The 17,040-nt window shown below is 37.4% G+C and carries 17 protein-coding genes; 9 read left to right on the top strand and 8 right to left on the bottom strand.

Features of this window, described 5'->3' with window-relative positions; translation table 11 throughout:
• Positions 1-113: 113 nt before the first annotated feature.
• Positions 114-1,340, bottom strand: a complete 1,227-nt coding sequence (locus E0E32_RS13280; protein WP_286171916.1) for an MFS transporter — start codon at positions 1,338-1,340, stop codon at positions 114-116.
• Positions 1,341-1,499: 159 nt separating this feature from the next.
• Entirely contained in the window at positions 1,500-2,729 is a 1,230-nt protein-coding gene (locus E0E32_RS13275; protein ID WP_130859947.1) for an N-acetylmuramoyl-L-alanine amidase, read from the bottom strand.
• 137 nt (positions 2,730-2,866) lie between these two features.
• On the opposite strand from E0E32_RS13275, the gene E0E32_RS13270 reads away from it, so the two are divergent.
• From E0E32_RS13270 to E0E32_RS13245, 6 genes are all read left to right on the top strand, one after another.
• On the top strand, positions 2,867-3,583 hold the full coding sequence (locus E0E32_RS13270) for a response regulator transcription factor (RefSeq protein WP_130859946.1): 717 nt from the start codon (positions 2,867-2,869) through the stop codon (positions 3,581-3,583).
• Positions 3,570-4,628, top strand: a complete 1,059-nt coding sequence (locus E0E32_RS13265) for a sensor histidine kinase (protein WP_130859945.1) — start codon at positions 3,570-3,572, stop codon at positions 4,626-4,628. The genes E0E32_RS13270 and E0E32_RS13265 overlap by 14 nt, the downstream gene beginning before the upstream one ends.
• A gap of 60 nt (positions 4,629-4,688) precedes the next feature.
• Complete coding sequence (locus E0E32_RS13260; protein ID WP_130860203.1) at positions 4,689-5,609, top strand: ABC transporter ATP-binding protein; 921 nt, start codon at positions 4,689-4,691, stop codon at positions 5,607-5,609.
• Complete coding sequence (locus E0E32_RS13255) at positions 5,602-6,321, top strand: ABC transporter permease (RefSeq protein ID WP_066193474.1); 720 nt, start codon at positions 5,602-5,604, stop codon at positions 6,319-6,321. Before E0E32_RS13260 ends, E0E32_RS13255 begins: the two co-directional genes overlap by 8 nt.
• A 19-nt stretch (positions 6,322-6,340) precedes the next feature.
• Positions 6,341-7,162: an undecaprenyl-diphosphate phosphatase gene (locus tag E0E32_RS13250; protein ID WP_066196540.1), complete on the top strand. Its 822-nt coding sequence runs from the start codon at positions 6,341-6,343 to the stop codon at positions 7,160-7,162.
• An 88-nt stretch (positions 7,163-7,250) separates the two neighbouring features.
• On the top strand, positions 7,251-7,460 hold the full coding sequence (locus E0E32_RS13245; RefSeq protein WP_130859944.1) for a hypothetical protein: 210 nt from the start codon (positions 7,251-7,253) through the stop codon (positions 7,458-7,460).
• Positions 7,461-8,012: 552 nt separating this feature from the next.
• Here the strand turns inward: E0E32_RS13245 and E0E32_RS13240 are convergent.
• Together E0E32_RS13240 and E0E32_RS22295 are read right to left on the bottom strand one after the other, a co-directional pair.
• Entirely contained in the window at positions 8,013-9,002 is a 990-nt protein-coding gene (locus tag E0E32_RS13240; RefSeq protein WP_130859943.1) for an LAGLIDADG family homing endonuclease, read from the bottom strand.
• A 172-nt stretch (positions 9,003-9,174) separates the two neighbouring features.
• Entirely contained in the window at positions 9,175-9,333 is a 159-nt protein-coding gene (locus tag E0E32_RS22295) for a hypothetical protein (RefSeq protein WP_162840603.1), read from the bottom strand.
• Positions 9,334-9,995: 662 nt separating this feature from the next.
• Between E0E32_RS22295 and E0E32_RS13235 the strand changes: the two genes are divergently transcribed.
• On the top strand, positions 9,996-10,622 hold the full coding sequence (locus E0E32_RS13235) for a nucleoside phosphorylase (protein ID WP_066193468.1): 627 nt from the start codon (positions 9,996-9,998) through the stop codon (positions 10,620-10,622).
• Positions 10,623-10,704: 82 nt separating this feature from the next.
• Here E0E32_RS13235 and E0E32_RS22290 read toward each other — a convergent pair whose 3' ends face one another.
• The 3 genes from E0E32_RS22290 to E0E32_RS13225 form a co-directional block, all read right to left on the bottom strand.
• On the bottom strand, positions 10,705-10,854 hold the full coding sequence (locus tag E0E32_RS22290) for a hypothetical protein (RefSeq protein ID WP_162840602.1): 150 nt from the start codon (positions 10,852-10,854) through the stop codon (positions 10,705-10,707).
• A 14-nt stretch (positions 10,855-10,868) separates the two neighbouring features.
• Positions 10,869-11,753, bottom strand: a complete 885-nt coding sequence (locus E0E32_RS13230; protein ID WP_130859942.1) for a permease — start codon at positions 11,751-11,753, stop codon at positions 10,869-10,871.
• Positions 11,754-11,836: 83 nt separating this feature from the next.
• On the bottom strand, positions 11,837-12,160 hold the full coding sequence (locus tag E0E32_RS13225; protein ID WP_066193463.1) for an ArsR/SmtB family transcription factor: 324 nt from the start codon (positions 12,158-12,160) through the stop codon (positions 11,837-11,839).
• 653 nt (positions 12,161-12,813) lie between these two features.
• Between E0E32_RS13225 and E0E32_RS13220 the strand changes: the two genes are divergently transcribed.
• Complete coding sequence (locus tag E0E32_RS13220) at positions 12,814-13,266, top strand: LytTR family DNA-binding domain-containing protein (protein ID WP_130859941.1); 453 nt, start codon at positions 12,814-12,816, stop codon at positions 13,264-13,266.
• Positions 13,267-13,279: 13 nt separating this feature from the next.
• The gene (locus E0E32_RS13215) at positions 13,280-13,810 is read left to right on the top strand and encodes a hypothetical protein (protein WP_130859940.1); all 531 of its coding nucleotides are present in this window, start codon (positions 13,280-13,282) and stop codon (positions 13,808-13,810) included.
• A gap of 145 nt (positions 13,811-13,955) precedes the next feature.
• On the opposite strand, the gene E0E32_RS13210 is transcribed toward E0E32_RS13215, so the two are convergent.
• On the bottom strand, positions 13,956-17,006 hold the full coding sequence (locus E0E32_RS13210) for an ATP-binding protein (RefSeq protein ID WP_130859939.1): 3,051 nt from the start codon (positions 17,004-17,006) through the stop codon (positions 13,956-13,958).
• Between the last annotated feature and the right edge of the window lie 34 nt (positions 17,007-17,040).

Below are 17,040 nucleotides of genomic sequence, written 5' to 3'. Positions count from 1 at the left end.
TAAATGATAAACAAGGGATAAGCAATCGGTTCCATACATAGAGAAGGCAAGATAACAAAGAGCAGGTTCTGCGTGGATTGACCTCGAACCTGCTCTTTGTTTGATTATTCAACTTAGGAATGAACAGGAGATTGCTCCAACCCTTGTTTCTGATCACGCTTGATGGTCATAAGCAGACTAATGGCACTTAATAGCAATAACACACTGCTAAAAATAAAGACAGCGGCAATATCATAAAGCCCTGCAATCCAGCCACCCACTACTGGACCGATAATATTACCTAGAAAACGAATACTTGTGTTATAACCTAGTACTTCCCCTTGAATTTGATAAGGAGAAACCTCACGAATATAGGCCGTTCGAAGCGGAATGACACCGCCAATTGCTGTTCCTAATAGAAAGCGAACCACTACTAATTGCCAAATCGATCCAACAAACGCCCCTGGTAAGAAGAAAATGGCTGATAAGAATAAAAGAATAACCAGTACCTTTTCATAGCCTATTCGATCTCCTAACTTACCCCAATTTCTCGACATTAATAAATTTCCTAAACCAGCAGCGGAAAAAGCAAGACCTGAAAAGAAGGCAATGCTTGCCGGTCCATGAATTTCGCTGACATATAAGGAAAGAATCGGTTGTATACTAAAATTGGCTACTTGCACAAACATCGAGACAAGCATAATGACCACCAATACCGGCTTACTAATAATGTGCTGTAGCACCTGACCAACCGAATAATGACTTTCTGCTTGTTTTGTTTTTTGTTTTAACTCTTTTGTACCAAACGTTACTAGAAAAGCGGCAATAAATAAAGTAGCGGCAGTTAATTGAAAGGTGGCAGAATAACTAAACGCATCCGCCAATATCCCACCGAAAAGCGGCCCTAATAAACTACCTGTGACATTACCCGTTTGTAACGTACCTAGTACTTTTCCAGCGATTTTTGGAGGTGTTTGGGTAGAGATAAACGCCTGTGACATAGAAATAAAACCAGTAAAAAAACCCATAAATAAGCGTAAGAAAAAAAGCTGCGTCACATTGGTAACAAAGCCCATTAAGAATACACTAATGCCTAGACCAAATGCAGCAAAAACCAAAAATATTTTCCGTCCATGTTTATCACCAAATCTACCCCAAAATGGCGAAACAATAAAGGCGATTAAAAAAGAAATAGCAAATACCCAGCCGGACCAACGCTGGACATAGTCATCAGAATAATTGCCTAATGTTTCAATATATAAGGATAGAAATGGAATGACCATCGTCAAACTAGCGGCAATAAAAAAATTCGCAAACCACATAATAGCTGCATTACGCTTTGCGACTTGTTCTACATTCACTATATTATCCCTTCTTTAGTCCTTTTTATTTCGTTACCCTAAATAATAGTATAGCGCTAAGTTAACTGAATGGAAAATGTTATGCTTACTTGGATGAGGTAGTAAAAAAATAAACAACTCTATCCCTTAACGAGCAGCATCGTTAAGGGATAGGGGGTGTTACCCATGAACATAAGTATCTAAACCAGCTATTATTCCTGCAACCGCTTTTTCTTGATAATGATCGGTTTGAATCAGCTGCTGTTCCTCCCCATGACTAATAAACCCAAGCTCTACTAGAATGGCTGGCTGCTTGTTCTCCTTTAACACTTGAAAATCTGCTTGCTTTGTTCCGCGATCTTGAAGTTCCGCATGATCAATCAATGAGGCCTGAACAGATTTCGCAAGCTTTTGATCTTCTACACCATCGTGATAAAACGTTTCGATTCCACGTGCCGCTGTTTCTGTCGAGGCATTATAATGTAAGCTAATGAAAATGGCTTTTTGTGCGGAATTGCTGATACTCACTCGTTCTTCTAATGGAATATACGTATCATTCGTCCTCGTTAAGGTAATGGAAACCCCTTTATCACGTAACTGTTTTGCTAATTTATTTGCCGTAGATAACGTTAACGTTTTTTCATTTACTTCGGATCCAATGGCGCCGGGATCTTTACCGCCATGACCGGGATCGATCACAATATGATAATCCTCTAACGTGTTTTCACTAGCTTGCTTTGTTGGATCTGTCTGTATTTCTTCCTGTGCTTTTTCAACATGTTTCTGTTCTTTGTCACTATTTTCTTGATCTGTGGTTACTGCGGACGCTACTTGCTTGTGCTTTGCTGATGCCTTCGCTATCTCCTTTTCCGTTGGTTTCTCGTTATCTACTTTCTCCGTTTCTTTATCTAGCAGATATAAAGCGATCCACACTTCTTTATTCTGATAATAGGTCTTACCCCAACCGTTTTTTTCTTGAAAAATAGTGACCCTGTCTCCCTTATTTAATGTTGTTATAATCGTTGCATGGGTATCAGGTGCGTTACGCACATTGACGGCAGGTGCTTGCACATGATATAACTGTCTATCTTCTTCCGATGTAGTAGTCTCTGTTTCTCTGTCTGAATCAGCTGCTTGATTCGCATTCACTTCTGATAACAGGTGGATAGCAACCCAGACTTTCTCACCGTTATAAAAGGTTTCGCCCCAACCATACGAATCTTCAAACACCGTTACCTTTGCACCGCGCTGCAACTCAGCAACTACATTTGCTTCCTGAGCAGGTGCGTCTCGTAATTCCACTTTTTCTGCATTGACCTCGTACATTTTTCCATCATTTGCATGCACATTAGGTAAGAAAATAAATAGGCAAACACAAAAAGCGATACCTATGATTATGTTATACTTCATATTGGATAAACCTCCGATTCATAGTTTCTAATATTGACAGGTTTGCCAATCTAGTTTATGAATATACCTTTTATTTCAATATTTATTGAAGTTTCGAAGGTTAAGAGATAAAAACTTTTAAAAAAGCAGGTGAACATATGGAAGAGATACGTATACTGGTGGCGGATGATGAGAAAGAAATCCGTGATTTGCTAAAAAAATACTTAGAAAGAGAGTTATATCAAGTAGACGTAGTGGCTAATGGGGAAGAAGTGTTGCAAGCGTGTCATCAACATTCCTATAATCTATTGCTATTGGATTTGATGATGCCAAAGCTAGACGGAATAGAAGTATGTAGAAGGATTCGAGCAACGTCTAATGTGCCGATCTTAATGCTTACAGCAAAAGACCAAGAAGTAGATAAGGTGCTGGGGTTGGGCATTGGAGCGGATGATTACTTGACAAAGCCATTCAGTATTAATGAAGTAATTGCCAGGGTAAAGGCATTAATTAGAAGATACTTGGTGCTGGGAAGTGAAGAAAGTACGACCGAGCATACATCGATAACGTATCCACATTTAACCATCGACCGAAAAAAATATAACATTACTGCTCATGAACAGGATATCCCATTGACCGCTAAAGAATTTGAATTACTGACGTTTCTAGCTTCCCATCCGGAACAGGTTTTCACCAAAACACAGTTATTTCGCAATGTCTGGGGAAGCAGCTACATTGAGGATGACAATACCGTCATGGTTCATATTAGAAAACTACGAAAAAAGATAGAGAGGGATCCATCAAATCCAGTATTTATACAAACCGTCTGGGGCATAGGCTATAAATTTGTAGGTGAACACGATGAAAAAGGATAAGGTATTATTACTTATTGTCTGCCAATTTTTTATATTAGCAGGTATCTTTCTTATCGATACTTCTGTTAACGGACCGGCTAAAGAACAAGCTATAGATGTGCTATTTACGTTGCTAATTCTTATCACTGTGATGTTAATTGGGATGAGAATTCGTACTTTTTTACAGTTAAAGCAAATAAATAAGGCCATCAAGCGAGCTGTTCAAGGAAACTTAAAAACCAGATTATGGACGAATCCCGACCATACGTTAGATGATATCATTTTTTCCATCAATGAATTAATAGAAGAAGCAGAGGAAATACAGATTCAATCGTTACAATCACAACAAGCACGAGAGAAGATACTTTCAGGTATTTCCCATGATCTTCGTACACCGCTTACATCCATAATTGGCTATATCGATGCCTTGAAGGATGGTATAGCAGCGTCAGAAACAGAAAAACAAGCGTATTTGGATATCATATCCAGAAAATCAAGCCGTTTAAAACATCTAGTGGATGAACTTTTTCATATGGCCAAAATAGATGCGGATGAAATCCATTTGGAAGAAGAGCAGTTAGATTTTGCTGAAATAACAAGAGAATCATTGATTGCGTTCTTGCCTGATTTAAAACAAGAAGCCATTGCATTACATACGACCATTCCAGAGAAAACCTGTTTTATTCAAGCAGATCGTTTGAGTTTGACACGGGTTATCGGCAATCTCCTAAAAAACGCCTTATATTATGGGAAAGAAGGAAAGGTGCTAGGAGTAGAACTAACTGAATCGGCTAATGAGTATCAGCTTTTGATTTGGGATCAGGGTCCTGGGATAAGTGATCAAGATATGCCCTATGTATTTGACAAGATGTATCGCGTGGACCAATCCAGAAATCAATGGAACAAGGGGAGCGGTCTTGGATTAGCTATTGCAAAAGCACTGGTAGAGAAACAGCACGGAAAGATTTGGGTGGAGAGCAACCCCTGGACAAGAACGACTTTCGGCTTTTCCCTTCCTAAATATGACGAAAAAAACCTTTTTAAGAAACAATTAAGAAATCATTAAGGGCGTTTTAAAATTTGTTCCTTATAATATAACTATAAGTAGGGAAAGCAGGTGTTTACCATAAGCGAAATTATTAAAACGTCCCATTTAACGAAAACTTACCAGCAGCAACATGCTGTAGATCAGCTTCATTTAACGGTAAATCAAGGAGACATATACGGTTTTCTTGGCAGAAACGGAGCCGGAAAAACGACTACCATCCGCATGCTATTGGGATTGATTAAACCAACCTCTGGACGCATCGAAATATTTGGGGAGAATTTCTTTAAACATCAAAAAGATATTTTAAGACGGATAGGTTCCATCGTAGAAGTGCCAGGTTTTTATGAAAATCTAACCGCAAAAGAAAATTTATCAATCAATGCGAAAATCATGGGGGTTCATAAGAGAAATGCACTGGAAGAGGCTTTAGAGATAGTTGATTTACAGCATGAAACAAAAAAGCTAGTGGGACAATATTCGTTAGGCATGAAGCAAAGGTTAGGAATCGCTAGAGCTCTGCTTCATTACCCAGAATTATTAATACTAGACGAACCTACCAATGGCTTAGATCCAATTGGCATTAAAGAAATGAGAAACATGATTCAAACACTGGCAAGAGAAAGAAACATAACGATTTTTGTGTCCAGTCATATTTTATCGGAAATCGAACAATTAGCTGACCATATCGGGATGATTCACGAGGGCAAACTTCTAGAAGAAATCTCCTTTCAGCAAATGAAAGAAAGGAATCGCAAGTATTTAGAATTTCAGGTCTCTAACGATCATAAAGCAGCGATGATTTTGGAAAAACACTTTGGTATTGTTGATTATGTAGTTCATCTTGGGGGCAACATTCGTATCTATTCTCATGTAGGACAACAAGGAAAGATCAATCAAGCGTTGGTTGAACATGGGATAGAAGTATTCAAAATAATGATAAACGAAGACAGACTGGAAGATTACTTTACCAAACTAGTTGGAGGTGGTGCCATTGGTTAGTTTATTATGGACGGAATGTTTAAAATTAAAACGCTCCAGCATGCTGTTGATAAGCATACTTGGCGCTACAGTAGCTCCTTTTGTTGTAGTGGTTGCAAGCTACATTAGTGAAGAGACAATTCTTTTCGATCAGCTTTTCTTTCAAGTCAATTTGTATACCGTTCTTATTATAGGCGTTCCGTTATATGGAGTAGTAACAACTTATCTTTTTCATCGGGAATACACGGAAAACACATTAAAAAATTTACTAACTATCCCTGTGTCCCGTCTAAGCTTCATGGTGAGCAAGATGATGTTACTATTCATCTGGATTTCACTGTTAACCGCACTGGCTTGGTGCCTCACTGCCGGAATAGGTTTATTACTACAGTTTGATGGTTGGAGCACTTCGCTGTTATTAGCATCATTGCAGCAATTTGTTACGGGTGGCGTATTATTATTTATCCTTTCCACTCCCATCATATTCGTTACATTGGTGATGAAAAATTATGTCCCCACCATCATTTTTACGATTATTATCACGCTGATCAACGTTATGGCAGGTAATTCAGAACATAGAGGGTTATTTCCATGGGCAGCAGCAGGTGATATAGCAAATCAAACACTTCCGGCCACTTATCCAGCTGAATATTCTTATACAATGATTGCCATTACGGCGCTGGCTGGGGCTGTAATGATGATCGCCTATTTTCAGAAAACAGATATTCATTAAAAAGAGAGGGAATCAAATGATGGAATCTTTTAGTCAGATCTGGACTTTACTGCAATATTTTATCCTTGGTCTTGTTCAAGGAGTCACAGAACCAATACCCATATCATCTAGTGGTCATATCATTATTGTCAGGAAATTATTTAACCTGGAAACAGAGGGATTATCTTTTGAAATATTCGTCAATTTTGCTTCTTTGCTTGCTGTTATGCTGATATATCGTAAGGATATCGCTCGTTTATTCATGAATACATGCCGTTTTCTATTAAAAAGAGAGCCAGCAACGAAAAAGGACTTTATGTTTGTGATCTATTTGGTGATTGCAACCATTCCTGTTGGGATTATCGGCCTGCTATTCGGAGATGTACTTGGTGAAGTTTTAAATGGAACAGAAGTCGTCGGAATTACGCTGTTAGTCACAGCACTGGCTCTTTGGATGATTCGCAACTTACGTGGTCGTAAACAAGATGGCGATTTGTCGACAAAAGATGCGATCATCGTCGGTCTAGTGCAGTCTATTGCAGTGACACCAGGCATCAGCAGATCTGGTGCAACCATTGTTGCTTCGATGCTTGTTGGGATGAAAAAAGAAACGGCCTTGCGTTTTTCTTTTTTACTCTATATCCCAGTCAGTTTAGGTACGGGTCTATTAGAAATCCCTGAGATCACAAGAGATCCAGCGATGACTCAGTTGTGGGCGCCATATCTGATAGCCTTTATTACCGCTTTTATCGCAAGCTACTTTGCATTAAAGTGGTTTATGCATATCATGCTGCGTGGAAAACTCGAATATTTTGCGTTTTACTGTATCATTGTCGGCATTATGACCCTCGTTTTTTTATAATAAAGAAACTTTTGGCTCAAAAGTATCATGTGATCCAGGGGAACGGGATACAATCCTAGCTGGAGAAGAATTTATCGCCCCAGAAGGTGTGGACTATATCACGTATCGAATCTCAGACACCTCAACCTCCTGTCAAAATGAAGACGGGGAAGATGTGGCTCTATTTCAAGAAAGTGATTCGGATATTGCCTTTACAAGCGGAAATTTCTCCTTTCGTACCAGCGTTGTGTGCAGCTCTGATATTACCACTTTTAAAGAATACTTACCAACAGCAATGCTTTTGACCAGAGTTTATTGATTGCCTCTAAGTATACATAGGAGTAGGCTGGTGGCTTGTTAGTGCAGCGTCGAATTAGTAAGATGGTAATGTATACCAAAAGGAATTATCTTGAAAATAGTAAAGCGATGAAGAAAATGATGATTTGGGAATTGACATAAATACAAATATGAAGAAACGAATTAGTACATATGCAGTTAATGATAAAGAATTCGGTTTAATAACCGCGCATATGCCATCGGGAAGAATTTGTTTTAATTTGCAAAAGATTTTTTTAAAGCTGTGAGTGGTTTGAAGATTAGAAATTGATAACGAAGTATTAGATAATATAGAAAAAAACAAACTGCATCCTAGTGTTTAACAAAATTCTGTCTCACTATCTAAAGTATACTTAGTATATGAGACAGAATTTTGTTTTTTATTACGACTTCCGATAATATATATTATGTTAACTAGATTTTTATTTTTATAATCCTGCCTTTGAACGTTTTCTAAGCTACCCTTCTCTTTTAAAATAAAACTCAAAAGGAGTAAATTCATTAAAACATCCCATATATCTACTGAAAATACGGTTTATTCACTTTTTTTTATGTCATTTTTTATAAACTCAAAGTTACGCTTAAATAATTTAGCATTATTCATCCACCTGTTTATGGATGCTGGTTTTATTTCGATGCACGCACATGTATATTCCATGGAATGAGTGAGGGCATAAATGGTTAGAAAATTTAATTTTCGTCTCATGATCGCCTCTTGCGTATTTACATGTTTTCTATCCGCAAGTTGATGTAACTCTAATTTTTCCTCTTTAAAAGTATGATATTTCCTTATCAGGTAGAGCCCTTCATTTTTATCTTTGTATATCCAATCGGAAAATAACTTAACGGATTTTCTACCTCTTATGTGTACTCGATAATTTGCACCTTGCTGTTGGAATTGAGGCGTAAATTCTTTTTCTTTCAGGACGTTAATCAAAGCTTCCAGAAAAGATTTGGATCCACTTACAAATGTTACGGTATATTGTTTGTAATTAATATAACCATCACCATCAAAATAACCTCGAATAAAATGACTCATATATTCCTTAGGTACGTGCGGAAATTCAATAGTACTTGATTTGTTAGGTTTTACCCCATGTATTTCGATTAAATCATTCTTCATTACTTTACTATTTATGGTTAACATATAAACTCCGGTATCTTTATTTTTAACAATCGGTTGATTGGATCCTAATTCTTCTCTTATAGCTTCAAGAATATATTTTTCTTTTTGAGCTATGCTTACAAATTGAACATCTCTAGCTATGGTTCCATCTGCTATGATAAAACCTAGTATATATGCCATATTATTTGACCATGTTTTAAAATAATCTTCATTTAATGTATATTTTCTCTTCCAGCTCCCGCGTGGTCTCATTTCAACATGATGCTGTTTCAATAGCATTCGAATATACCTCGAGGAAACGTTTGCAATTGTTGCGATTTCGGTTGTACTTTCTCCATCTTCATACAATTTGATAATTTCATTAATCTCTAAATTTCTTTTGCTAGAACGCCGACACATATTTATTCTTCCCCTCCCACCGCCACTAAAGAGAACTAGTGTTCCTGAATTGATTTTAACATATTATTTTATATTTGCAAGCCATACACCCGCTATGTAAAACGTCACCACTTAGTATCGTAATCAACAAGTAGCGACGTCCTTTCAACAAATAGATACATTCTTATTTTTATTATCTGCTCTTATTGTTAAAATGATGTACTCCTCTATTGTTTTTTAATTGGTCTTCCACCACTCCACTTTGATAACTCTCATTCAACTGATTTTGCACCGTTTGAACGCCTTTACCACCTTCAAATGGTTGCTTGTTATTCTTCTCTTTCTTATCCATGGCTAACACCTCCTTGTCTTTTAGTATGTACCAAACAACGGAGCTGCTGTACGACAATTTTTTCTAAAATTAGGCTGTTTCATTCTAATTACCGGAAATGCATCCTTTTCTTTCATTTTTATGAAAATTGGTCTTTGCTATTTACCAATAATCCTTTATCAAACTCCGACAGAAGACTCCCACCTCAAGGAATGTGAAGGGCATAGCCCAATGAGTAGGTGGGAGATGAATGTCGGTAGTATCCTAAATAGTTGAAAACAGCGAACATTTGTGCTATAATATGATTGTAAGTTGCTCTTTGAAAACTGAAGATAGGAGGTTGTTGCAGGAAAATCGTCTGCAACGTAAAATCTTCAACGTTCAGTCGCCCCACACGACCCGAAGTTGCGAAAATCAAGCTAAAGTAGGACGTGTGGCGAGTCGGGCGTACAAGATATAAAGCACGAACCGTTGGGATGACGGGGTTAGCCTGCTAAAAAACTGGTGGATGCACCGGTGTTCGCAGGAATCTCCCACTTCAAATTTTCATTAGAAAATGAAGTGGGGGTAGTTCAAAATAATATACAATTGATGAAAACGAAAACATTTTATCTCCGTTATGATTGACCTCATAGTGAACAACAGCTTATTAAGTTATATATTTCACAAAAGGAGGTGAAAATTTGCCCAAAACTGTTCAGCCTCATATCCAATTATCAAATGACATAGCAGTTGATAAAGTCCTCCTGCCTGGTGATCCTGCACGTGTAGATCGATTAAAAAAGTGGTTGGATTCTCCTAAGGAATTAGTCTTTAATCGGGAGTATAAAAGTTTGATTGGATACTACAACGGGACTCGTGTACTCGTGATGTCAACTGGCATGGGCGGACCATCCACTGGAATTGGTGTGGAAGAACTTGCGAACATTGGGGTCAAGTATGCGATTCGGATAGGCAGTTGCGGGGCCCTCCAACCTGAAATGCAGCTTGGCGATCTTCTTGTCGCAACGGGTGCTATCCGTGATGAAGGAACAACCAAGGCTTATATGGAAGAAATTTATCCAGCTGTTCCAGACTTTCAGCTTTTAGCCTGCATCAAGCAAGCACTAAACACCAAACATGTCGAGATTGCCAGCTATTTGGACTTCCTGTTGTTTTGCACAGTCATCCTTCTCTCATGCCATCATGGGATCCCAGCTCTGGTCAGAGGTTTGCTTTCATGTCCTCCGCACGCTACTTCACAGTACGCGCACTACATGTCAGCTAATGCTTTCCGGCTGGGCGGCGCATTCGGGACTTTCACCCTTTAGTGGTATGTGCTGCCACTCGCGAAAAACAAAGGACTTTTTTAGAAAGTCCTTTGTTTCGATGCCAAAAAATTCTGACTGATCATCAAGCCTCTTTCTGTTGTTTATCACTCTTCTGTTCCGTAGTATCACAACAGTCTTTTTCACTGGCTTTTACTTCCTCGATTTCAATACTACAACAGTCTTTATTGGACTTAGAGAGCAATTTTTTAAGCCCTGACTTTTTTTCTGCCATACGAATCACCTCCTTTAAAGAAATATTTGAAGAATAAATCCTGTGCTAATAGCAACTATCAAAATAGAAGCTACAAATGTAATCACTAATTTTTTCTTGAAAAGCTTACTCAACAAGACAACTTCGGGAATACTTGCCCCTGCTCCTCCGATTAAGAGGGCGATAACGGAACCAATCCCCATCCCCTTGCTTACTAGAGCGTCACCAATAGGTAAGATTGCTTCTGCACGAATATACATTGGAATACCAGCAACTGCGGCTATTGGAATTGTCCAAGGCTTGTCGCCTCCTGCATATTTGACGATAAATTCTTGCGGAATAAAGTCATAAATAAATGCCCCAATAAAAACACCAATTAATAAATAAGGCAGTAATGGATAAAAGAATCCCCAAGCATCTTCAAGCGCTAATTTCCACTTTGATTTCTTAAGATTGTCCTCTTGACTGCTTGCTTTTCTAACGTTCACGTTTTTAACAGAATGCTCAAGCCCCAATGCTTTCCAAACTACACCAATCAATACTGAAAATACCCCTACAATGACAACATAATAAAGTGTTAACTTCCATCCTAGTAAGGTCCAAAGTAATATTACGATGACTGGATTCAAGAGAGGTGAAGCAATCAAGAATGACATTGAAGGACCAAATGGTGCTTTGGAAGATAATAAGCCCGCTAAAATTGGTATGGTGGAGCATGAACAAAACGGGGTCAAAGCACCTAGCCCTGTTCCATAAAGATAACCACTCCATTTATTCGGACGATCTAGTACCCGTTTAATTCTATCCTCAGTAACCTTTTGTTGTAACCAGCTCACCAAAAAGCTGATAAAAATAAATAGCACTGTTAACTCCATAAAAAGCGTAAAAAATGTTTTCAAAAACTGCAAAAAACTATCCATTTTTTTGCCTCCATTTTCCATTTTAAATCAAAAAAAATTGATATATATAGATCAATTTTATTTGATGTTTAACTTAAAATTTTTTATTTCCTCTCTGGATAAAAAATACAGCACAATTCTTCTGAGAGTAGTCCTCTTACCTCTTCTTCATTTAAACGATAATAATTCCAAGTACCGATTTTTTCCCTTTCAATTAGATTGACATCAAGCAAAATCTTTAGATGATAAGATAATTTTGATTGTGATAAACCAATAATTTCAGTTAAGTCACAAACACATATTTGTCCTTTCTGGTTTAATTCATACATGATCTTCAGGCGGATTTGATCAGACAAGGCTTTGAATTTAACTTCGTAAGTTCTAAATATTTCCTGTTGATTCGTATCACTTATATTTTGTAACACCATTTTGGTTTCACTTCCTTATATCAAATTTGTTTGATGTATTGTTATTATATTATTCATTATTTCAAATTGCAACCATTTAAATCAAATTTATTTGATGGAATTGTTATAGTCCCTTTTACACACGATTTTCCGAATGAGATTTGTCCGAATAAAAATATTAAAATGGATTTTCCACACTATAATCCGAATGCCCGAAATAATTAAACCTTCGTCTTCCTGTTGACCTTAAACGAATCGGTGTACCGATAGATAAAGGAGATGATGTGAATTATCTGACGCATCTATCCATTTGGATCCCATTTGCTGTACACTCTTCGATCCTGGACGATCGGTTTTTCCAAGTTCGTTTCTGATCCTGGTTCTCCTCTGAATAGGTTATCTTTGATTTATCTAGGCTTACGTTCTAGCCAACATATCCAAGTTTACTTCCTCACGTATTGGCTCTGTGTTCACTACTCAGAGCCTTTCGCATTCCCCGACGTTACCATTCATTCCGCCCCTTGCCTTCCGATTTTGCTGTATACGCTGTTTGATGTAATCTATGAGGCTATTTCTGTAAAGTGTTCTTCTTATATTGAAAAATGAATATCCGGTTTGCTATACTACTTTTGAAAAATGGTCATGTACCCAGCGGAGCGAGAGGAGGTTGCCATTTGAAAATCAAGCTTGACATTAGCAATGAGCATTATGATGAAATCAAATGTGCGCTCGAAGAACGAGGGATTGTAATAGACGATACTGCCGACTTCGTATTAAGTGAAACCAATAGCTTCATTGATCATTTGACAGTGAGAGAAAAAGAAACCAATGAGCGGATTATTTTATCAGTAGATGAGATTGTTTATATCGAAACATTCGGACACTCTGTTGAAGTTCAAACGCAAGAAACATTATATCAAGCTAGTGACCGATTATATCGAATTGTCCGTTTGCTTGACCCAACAAAATTTTTGCGTATAAGTAATTCTGTTGTCATTGCAAAGGATAGAGTTCAGCGAATTACACCTACTCTTTCGTCAAAATTTATTCTGACCATGTCAAACGGAAAAAGTGTGGATGTTACAAGAAGCTATTATTATATTTTTAAAGAATATTTCGGAATATAGAGGAGGTGATTACATGGGTTTTCCTATTTATTTTCTCATACTGTTTGCCATTCTAATGATATTAGTCGCTACGGTGGTTGTTTATTTTCAAGTCTATAAACGGCATATCAATAAGGCTTTAAGAGCAACCGAAGGCAAGCGTAAAATGGTTCCCCCCAATAAAGTCGCTATTGTTATGACCATTATCGTTTTACTCACCGGCATATTGATTAGCTATTATGTGGGATATATGAATGCTTATAAAGATTACGAAGAAGATGCATGGGAACTGTCGCATTCTGATATTCAGACATTCTATGCCGAAGTAAAAGAAGTTGGCGAGAACTCTATATTAGTTGATGGTATTTCCCTCAATGATGAGAATTATCGAGGTGAGTTTCAATATGATGATATATTGGAAGAATTTTCGAGGATATATCAGCAGGATACAGTTATCCAGCTTTCTGATTTGTCAGAAGGTGATTTGGTTTCCATCACACTATTCACCGACCGCACCGGCATTACAAATATTTTCAAAATCCAGTTATTAGCTGATGAGGAGTAATGGCATACCAATCACTAGCACTAAAAATATGTCATAAAAATAGACGCTCTTATCGAACGTCTATTTTTTAGAATATTGCTTTTATAAAGTTTTTTATGTTTTCTTTGGTAAAGCAAGGCTGACCTATGTATTGTTCTATAAATGGTCACCCGTTTCTTTTCAGTCGAATCCAAATTCTTGTTCCTTTCCCCTCTTCACTTTCTAGTTCAAATGTGGCGTTTTTAATCAATGTAAGCTTTGCAAAAGGATTCTTAAAACCGAAACGCTGGCTTTCTCCACGTAAAAGTTGCTCCTGTTTTTCTTTTGGTATGCCCACACCATTATCCTCTACTCGGATGACAATGACGTCTTCTTCCTCTTTGATCGACAGTGAGAAGGTAGGCTCGTCGATTGGTTTCGCGAAAAGACCGTGCTGTATGGCATTCTCTACTAAAGGCTGAATCGTCATAGATGGTATAAGGATTTGAGCTTGCTCATCGATATTATAGTGAATAGTCAGCCGATCACCAAAGCGAAGTTTTTCTATGGCTAAATAGGCTTGTACTAATTCTATTTCATCATCAAGTGGTACCAGGCTTTGCTGTTTTTGATAATTCAGCTTGGCTCGAAAATAAATCGATAAATAAGATAATGCCTCTCTTGATTTATCTCCATCTTTATAGCTCAGTGCAATGATTGTATTTAATGTATTAAACAAAAAATGTGGTGTGATTTGTGCATGATAGGCTTTCAATTCATTTGTTATCGATTGTTCAACGGCATCTTGCACAGCAAATAAGGATTGAATTTTTGGTAAAAGCTCATTCTCAGCGACTGGCTTTCTCATAAAATCATTGACACCAGCTTGCAATAAACTGCTTTTGTCCGTTTTTAAAATAAAAGGTGAAAGTAAAAGAATCGGCAGTTCTACTTGATTGTATTCTTGACGAATCGTGTTAATTAATGCAAGGCTAGAGATATCAGGCATTTTAATATCAATCACAGCCAAATGAATAGATTCACGCTTTAAAAAACCATCCATATCCGCACCCTTATGAGCCGCTATCACTCTGTAGCCGGATTGAGATAAAATAAAGGACAAATGCAGGAAATGATCTGGATCTGAATCAGCAATGAGAATGACTTTAGCGTCTATTGCTTCCTTTTCTGTTTGCTCTGATAAAGACACTTCTTCAGATCCCTTCTTCGCCATTTCTTTTTCTTGAGTCAGCCATTCCCCCTCCTGATTTGTTTCAGCAATTGGTAATGTAAACGTGATCCTAGTGCCTTTTGCCGAACTGGATTCCACCCAGATTTCACCATGCATCAACGTAACGAAATTTTTTGTGATGGTTAGACCAAGTCCCATTCCGCTCGATGTTGTTTTCTGCGCTTCGGGAATTTGGAAAAAAGTATCAAACACATATGGGATATATTTTTCTTGAATACCTTTCCCTGTATCTTCTACAGAAAGGTGCATCATTTGATTGATTACTTTATTCTCCACCACAATTTTTCCGCTTTCCGTATTTTCAATAGCATTTTCAAGTAACTGCAGTATCACTTGTTTTAAACTATTCTCATTTGCCATCACCAATGGCGAATCCATTGCAAGACGATTTTCGATGACCACTTCAACCGAATTGTTTACATGAAGGGACATGTCATCCACCATTTCATTTATCACCTTTAAGTGTAGAGGCTCTATTTTTATCGTTAATTGCTCCTTATCGCCCATTGCATTACGAAAATTTTCTAGAAGCTGAGCTAATTTATCCGCATTATTTTTCACGTCATAAACTAGTTCCTGCTGCTGCATTTTTAGAGGCCCACTTTCCCCTTTCATCAGAATCGTGGAGGATTGGATGATATCATCAATTGGACGATCCAGTTCTTTCGATGTTTTAAACAGGGATTCTTCCTTAAGCTGTTCTTGCGTTAACAGATCCAACGAAAGTCTGTCCAACTTCTCAAAAATCAATCTACGTCGATAAGAAATGTAAAATGAAAAACCAAGTCCCATAAAGAAAAGTGAAAATATTGTAAGCTGATCCACATGAATACCAAATAAAAGATCCAGACTTAACGCTATCGCGTAGCATATGAGCGAGGTTACCACCAGCATTAAGTATTCTATTCCTTCTGCCCGATCTCTAAAAGCCTTAAAAAGAATAAAGATAAAATACAAATAAGGCAATGAAATCAGAATGACAAAATAAACGAGACCTGACTCTAAGGTAATAAACGGTACGACCTCAAAGATTCTTATTGGTACAGCATGATACACTACCTGTAAGATTAATAATATAACCAGAACTTTTACAATATACAAATTAGCGTATTTCCGAAATAGCGAATAAATAAATAGCAGGAAAAATAAAGTGAATAAAATCGCAGACGGTAGCTGTATACTTAACAAATTACTATTCGATAGGTTAGGAAATAGTAAATAAATCAGCTTTTCATTCCCACCTGCAGCAATATAAACTGCTAGGAGCAGACTTGATAGTGCAAAATATAACTCATGCCTTGATTTATTTTGCTGAATAAAATTAGAAAAAGCAATAATCGCTAACAAAACGAAGCCGCTAAGCACAAAGCCTTCCATCATTTTATTACGATCAGCTAGTAATTCTATCTGTTCCTCATTTCCAAAAATAATTGGCTTAATAATGCCGCCATTTGGGTGTTGGTAATTGGCAACATGAATCATGATTTCCATTTCTTTATTATCACTTTGACCATACGCCTCATACTTCCCCTGACGATACTGGTATTCAGTAGATTCAGTTGAAACTTTCCCTTGTTCATTAGCTTCTACACCATTAATAAATACGTTACTTGCATTACGAATCATGTTTACTCTAATGCCATAATTTCCATCTTCAGGAAGTTGGATAACCAGTCGATAGGTCCCTACTTCCACATCCTCTTTCAAGGAAGGATATCTTTCATCCCATGAAGCAGGTACGTCAATATAGCCACTATTACTAGTGTTCACAGCCGATGCTGGATCAAGAAACTGCCCCTTATAAAATTGCCATTCTCCATTTAATACAATCATTTCATTTGATTCTACATTATAATCTGTTAGATCAAGCACCCCTTGTTCTGCCGTGATCTCTTGCTTCCAATATTTACTCGCTCCCCCAATAATGCTAATGATGAAGAACAGTATAACCATGATAGATAAAATGATGACTACTTTCTTTCGCATAATGTCTCCTTTTCGTAGTATATTTCATAAAGTG

The organism is Gracilibacillus phocaeensis (assembly GCF_900626275.1).
Lineage (GTDB): Bacteria > Bacillota > Bacilli > Bacillales > Amphibacillaceae > Gracilibacillus > Gracilibacillus timonensis.
Note: the sequence above shows the minus strand (reverse complement) of the source record. Positions and strands in the feature narration are given on the sequence as shown.

Coding starts and splice junctions, on each gene's coding strand:
- E0E32_RS13275 (WP_130859947.1), bottom strand. CDS start 2,729: ATGAAGTATAACATAATCATAGGTATCGCTTTTTGTGTTTGCCTATTT.
- E0E32_RS13270 (WP_130859946.1), top strand. CDS start 2,867: ATGGAAGAGATACGTATACTGGTGGCGGATGATGAGAAAGAAATCCGT.
- E0E32_RS13265 (WP_130859945.1), top strand. CDS start 3,570: ATGAAAAAGGATAAGGTATTATTACTTATTGTCTGCCAATTTTTTATA.
- E0E32_RS13250 (WP_066196540.1), top strand. CDS start 6,341: ATGGAATCTTTTAGTCAGATCTGGACTTTACTGCAATATTTTATCCTT.
- E0E32_RS13240 (WP_130859943.1), bottom strand. CDS start 9,002: ATGTGTCGGCGTTCTAGCAAAAGAAATTTAGAGATTAATGAAATTATC.
- E0E32_RS22295 (WP_162840603.1), bottom strand. CDS start 9,333: ATGGATAAGAAAGAGAAGAATAACAAGCAACCATTTGAAGGTGGTAAA.
- E0E32_RS22290 (WP_162840602.1), bottom strand. CDS start 10,854: ATGGCAGAAAAAAAGTCAGGGCTTAAAAAATTGCTCTCTAAGTCCAAT.
- E0E32_RS13230 (WP_130859942.1), bottom strand. CDS start 11,753: ATGGATAGTTTTTTGCAGTTTTTGAAAACATTTTTTACGCTTTTTATG.
- E0E32_RS13225 (WP_066193463.1), bottom strand. CDS start 12,160: ATGGTGTTACAAAATATAAGTGATACGAATCAACAGGAAATATTTAGA.
- E0E32_RS13215 (WP_130859940.1), top strand. CDS start 13,280: ATGGGTTTTCCTATTTATTTTCTCATACTGTTTGCCATTCTAATGATA.
- E0E32_RS13210 (WP_130859939.1), bottom strand. CDS start 17,006: ATGCGAAAGAAAGTAGTCATCATTTTATCTATCATGGTTATACTGTTC.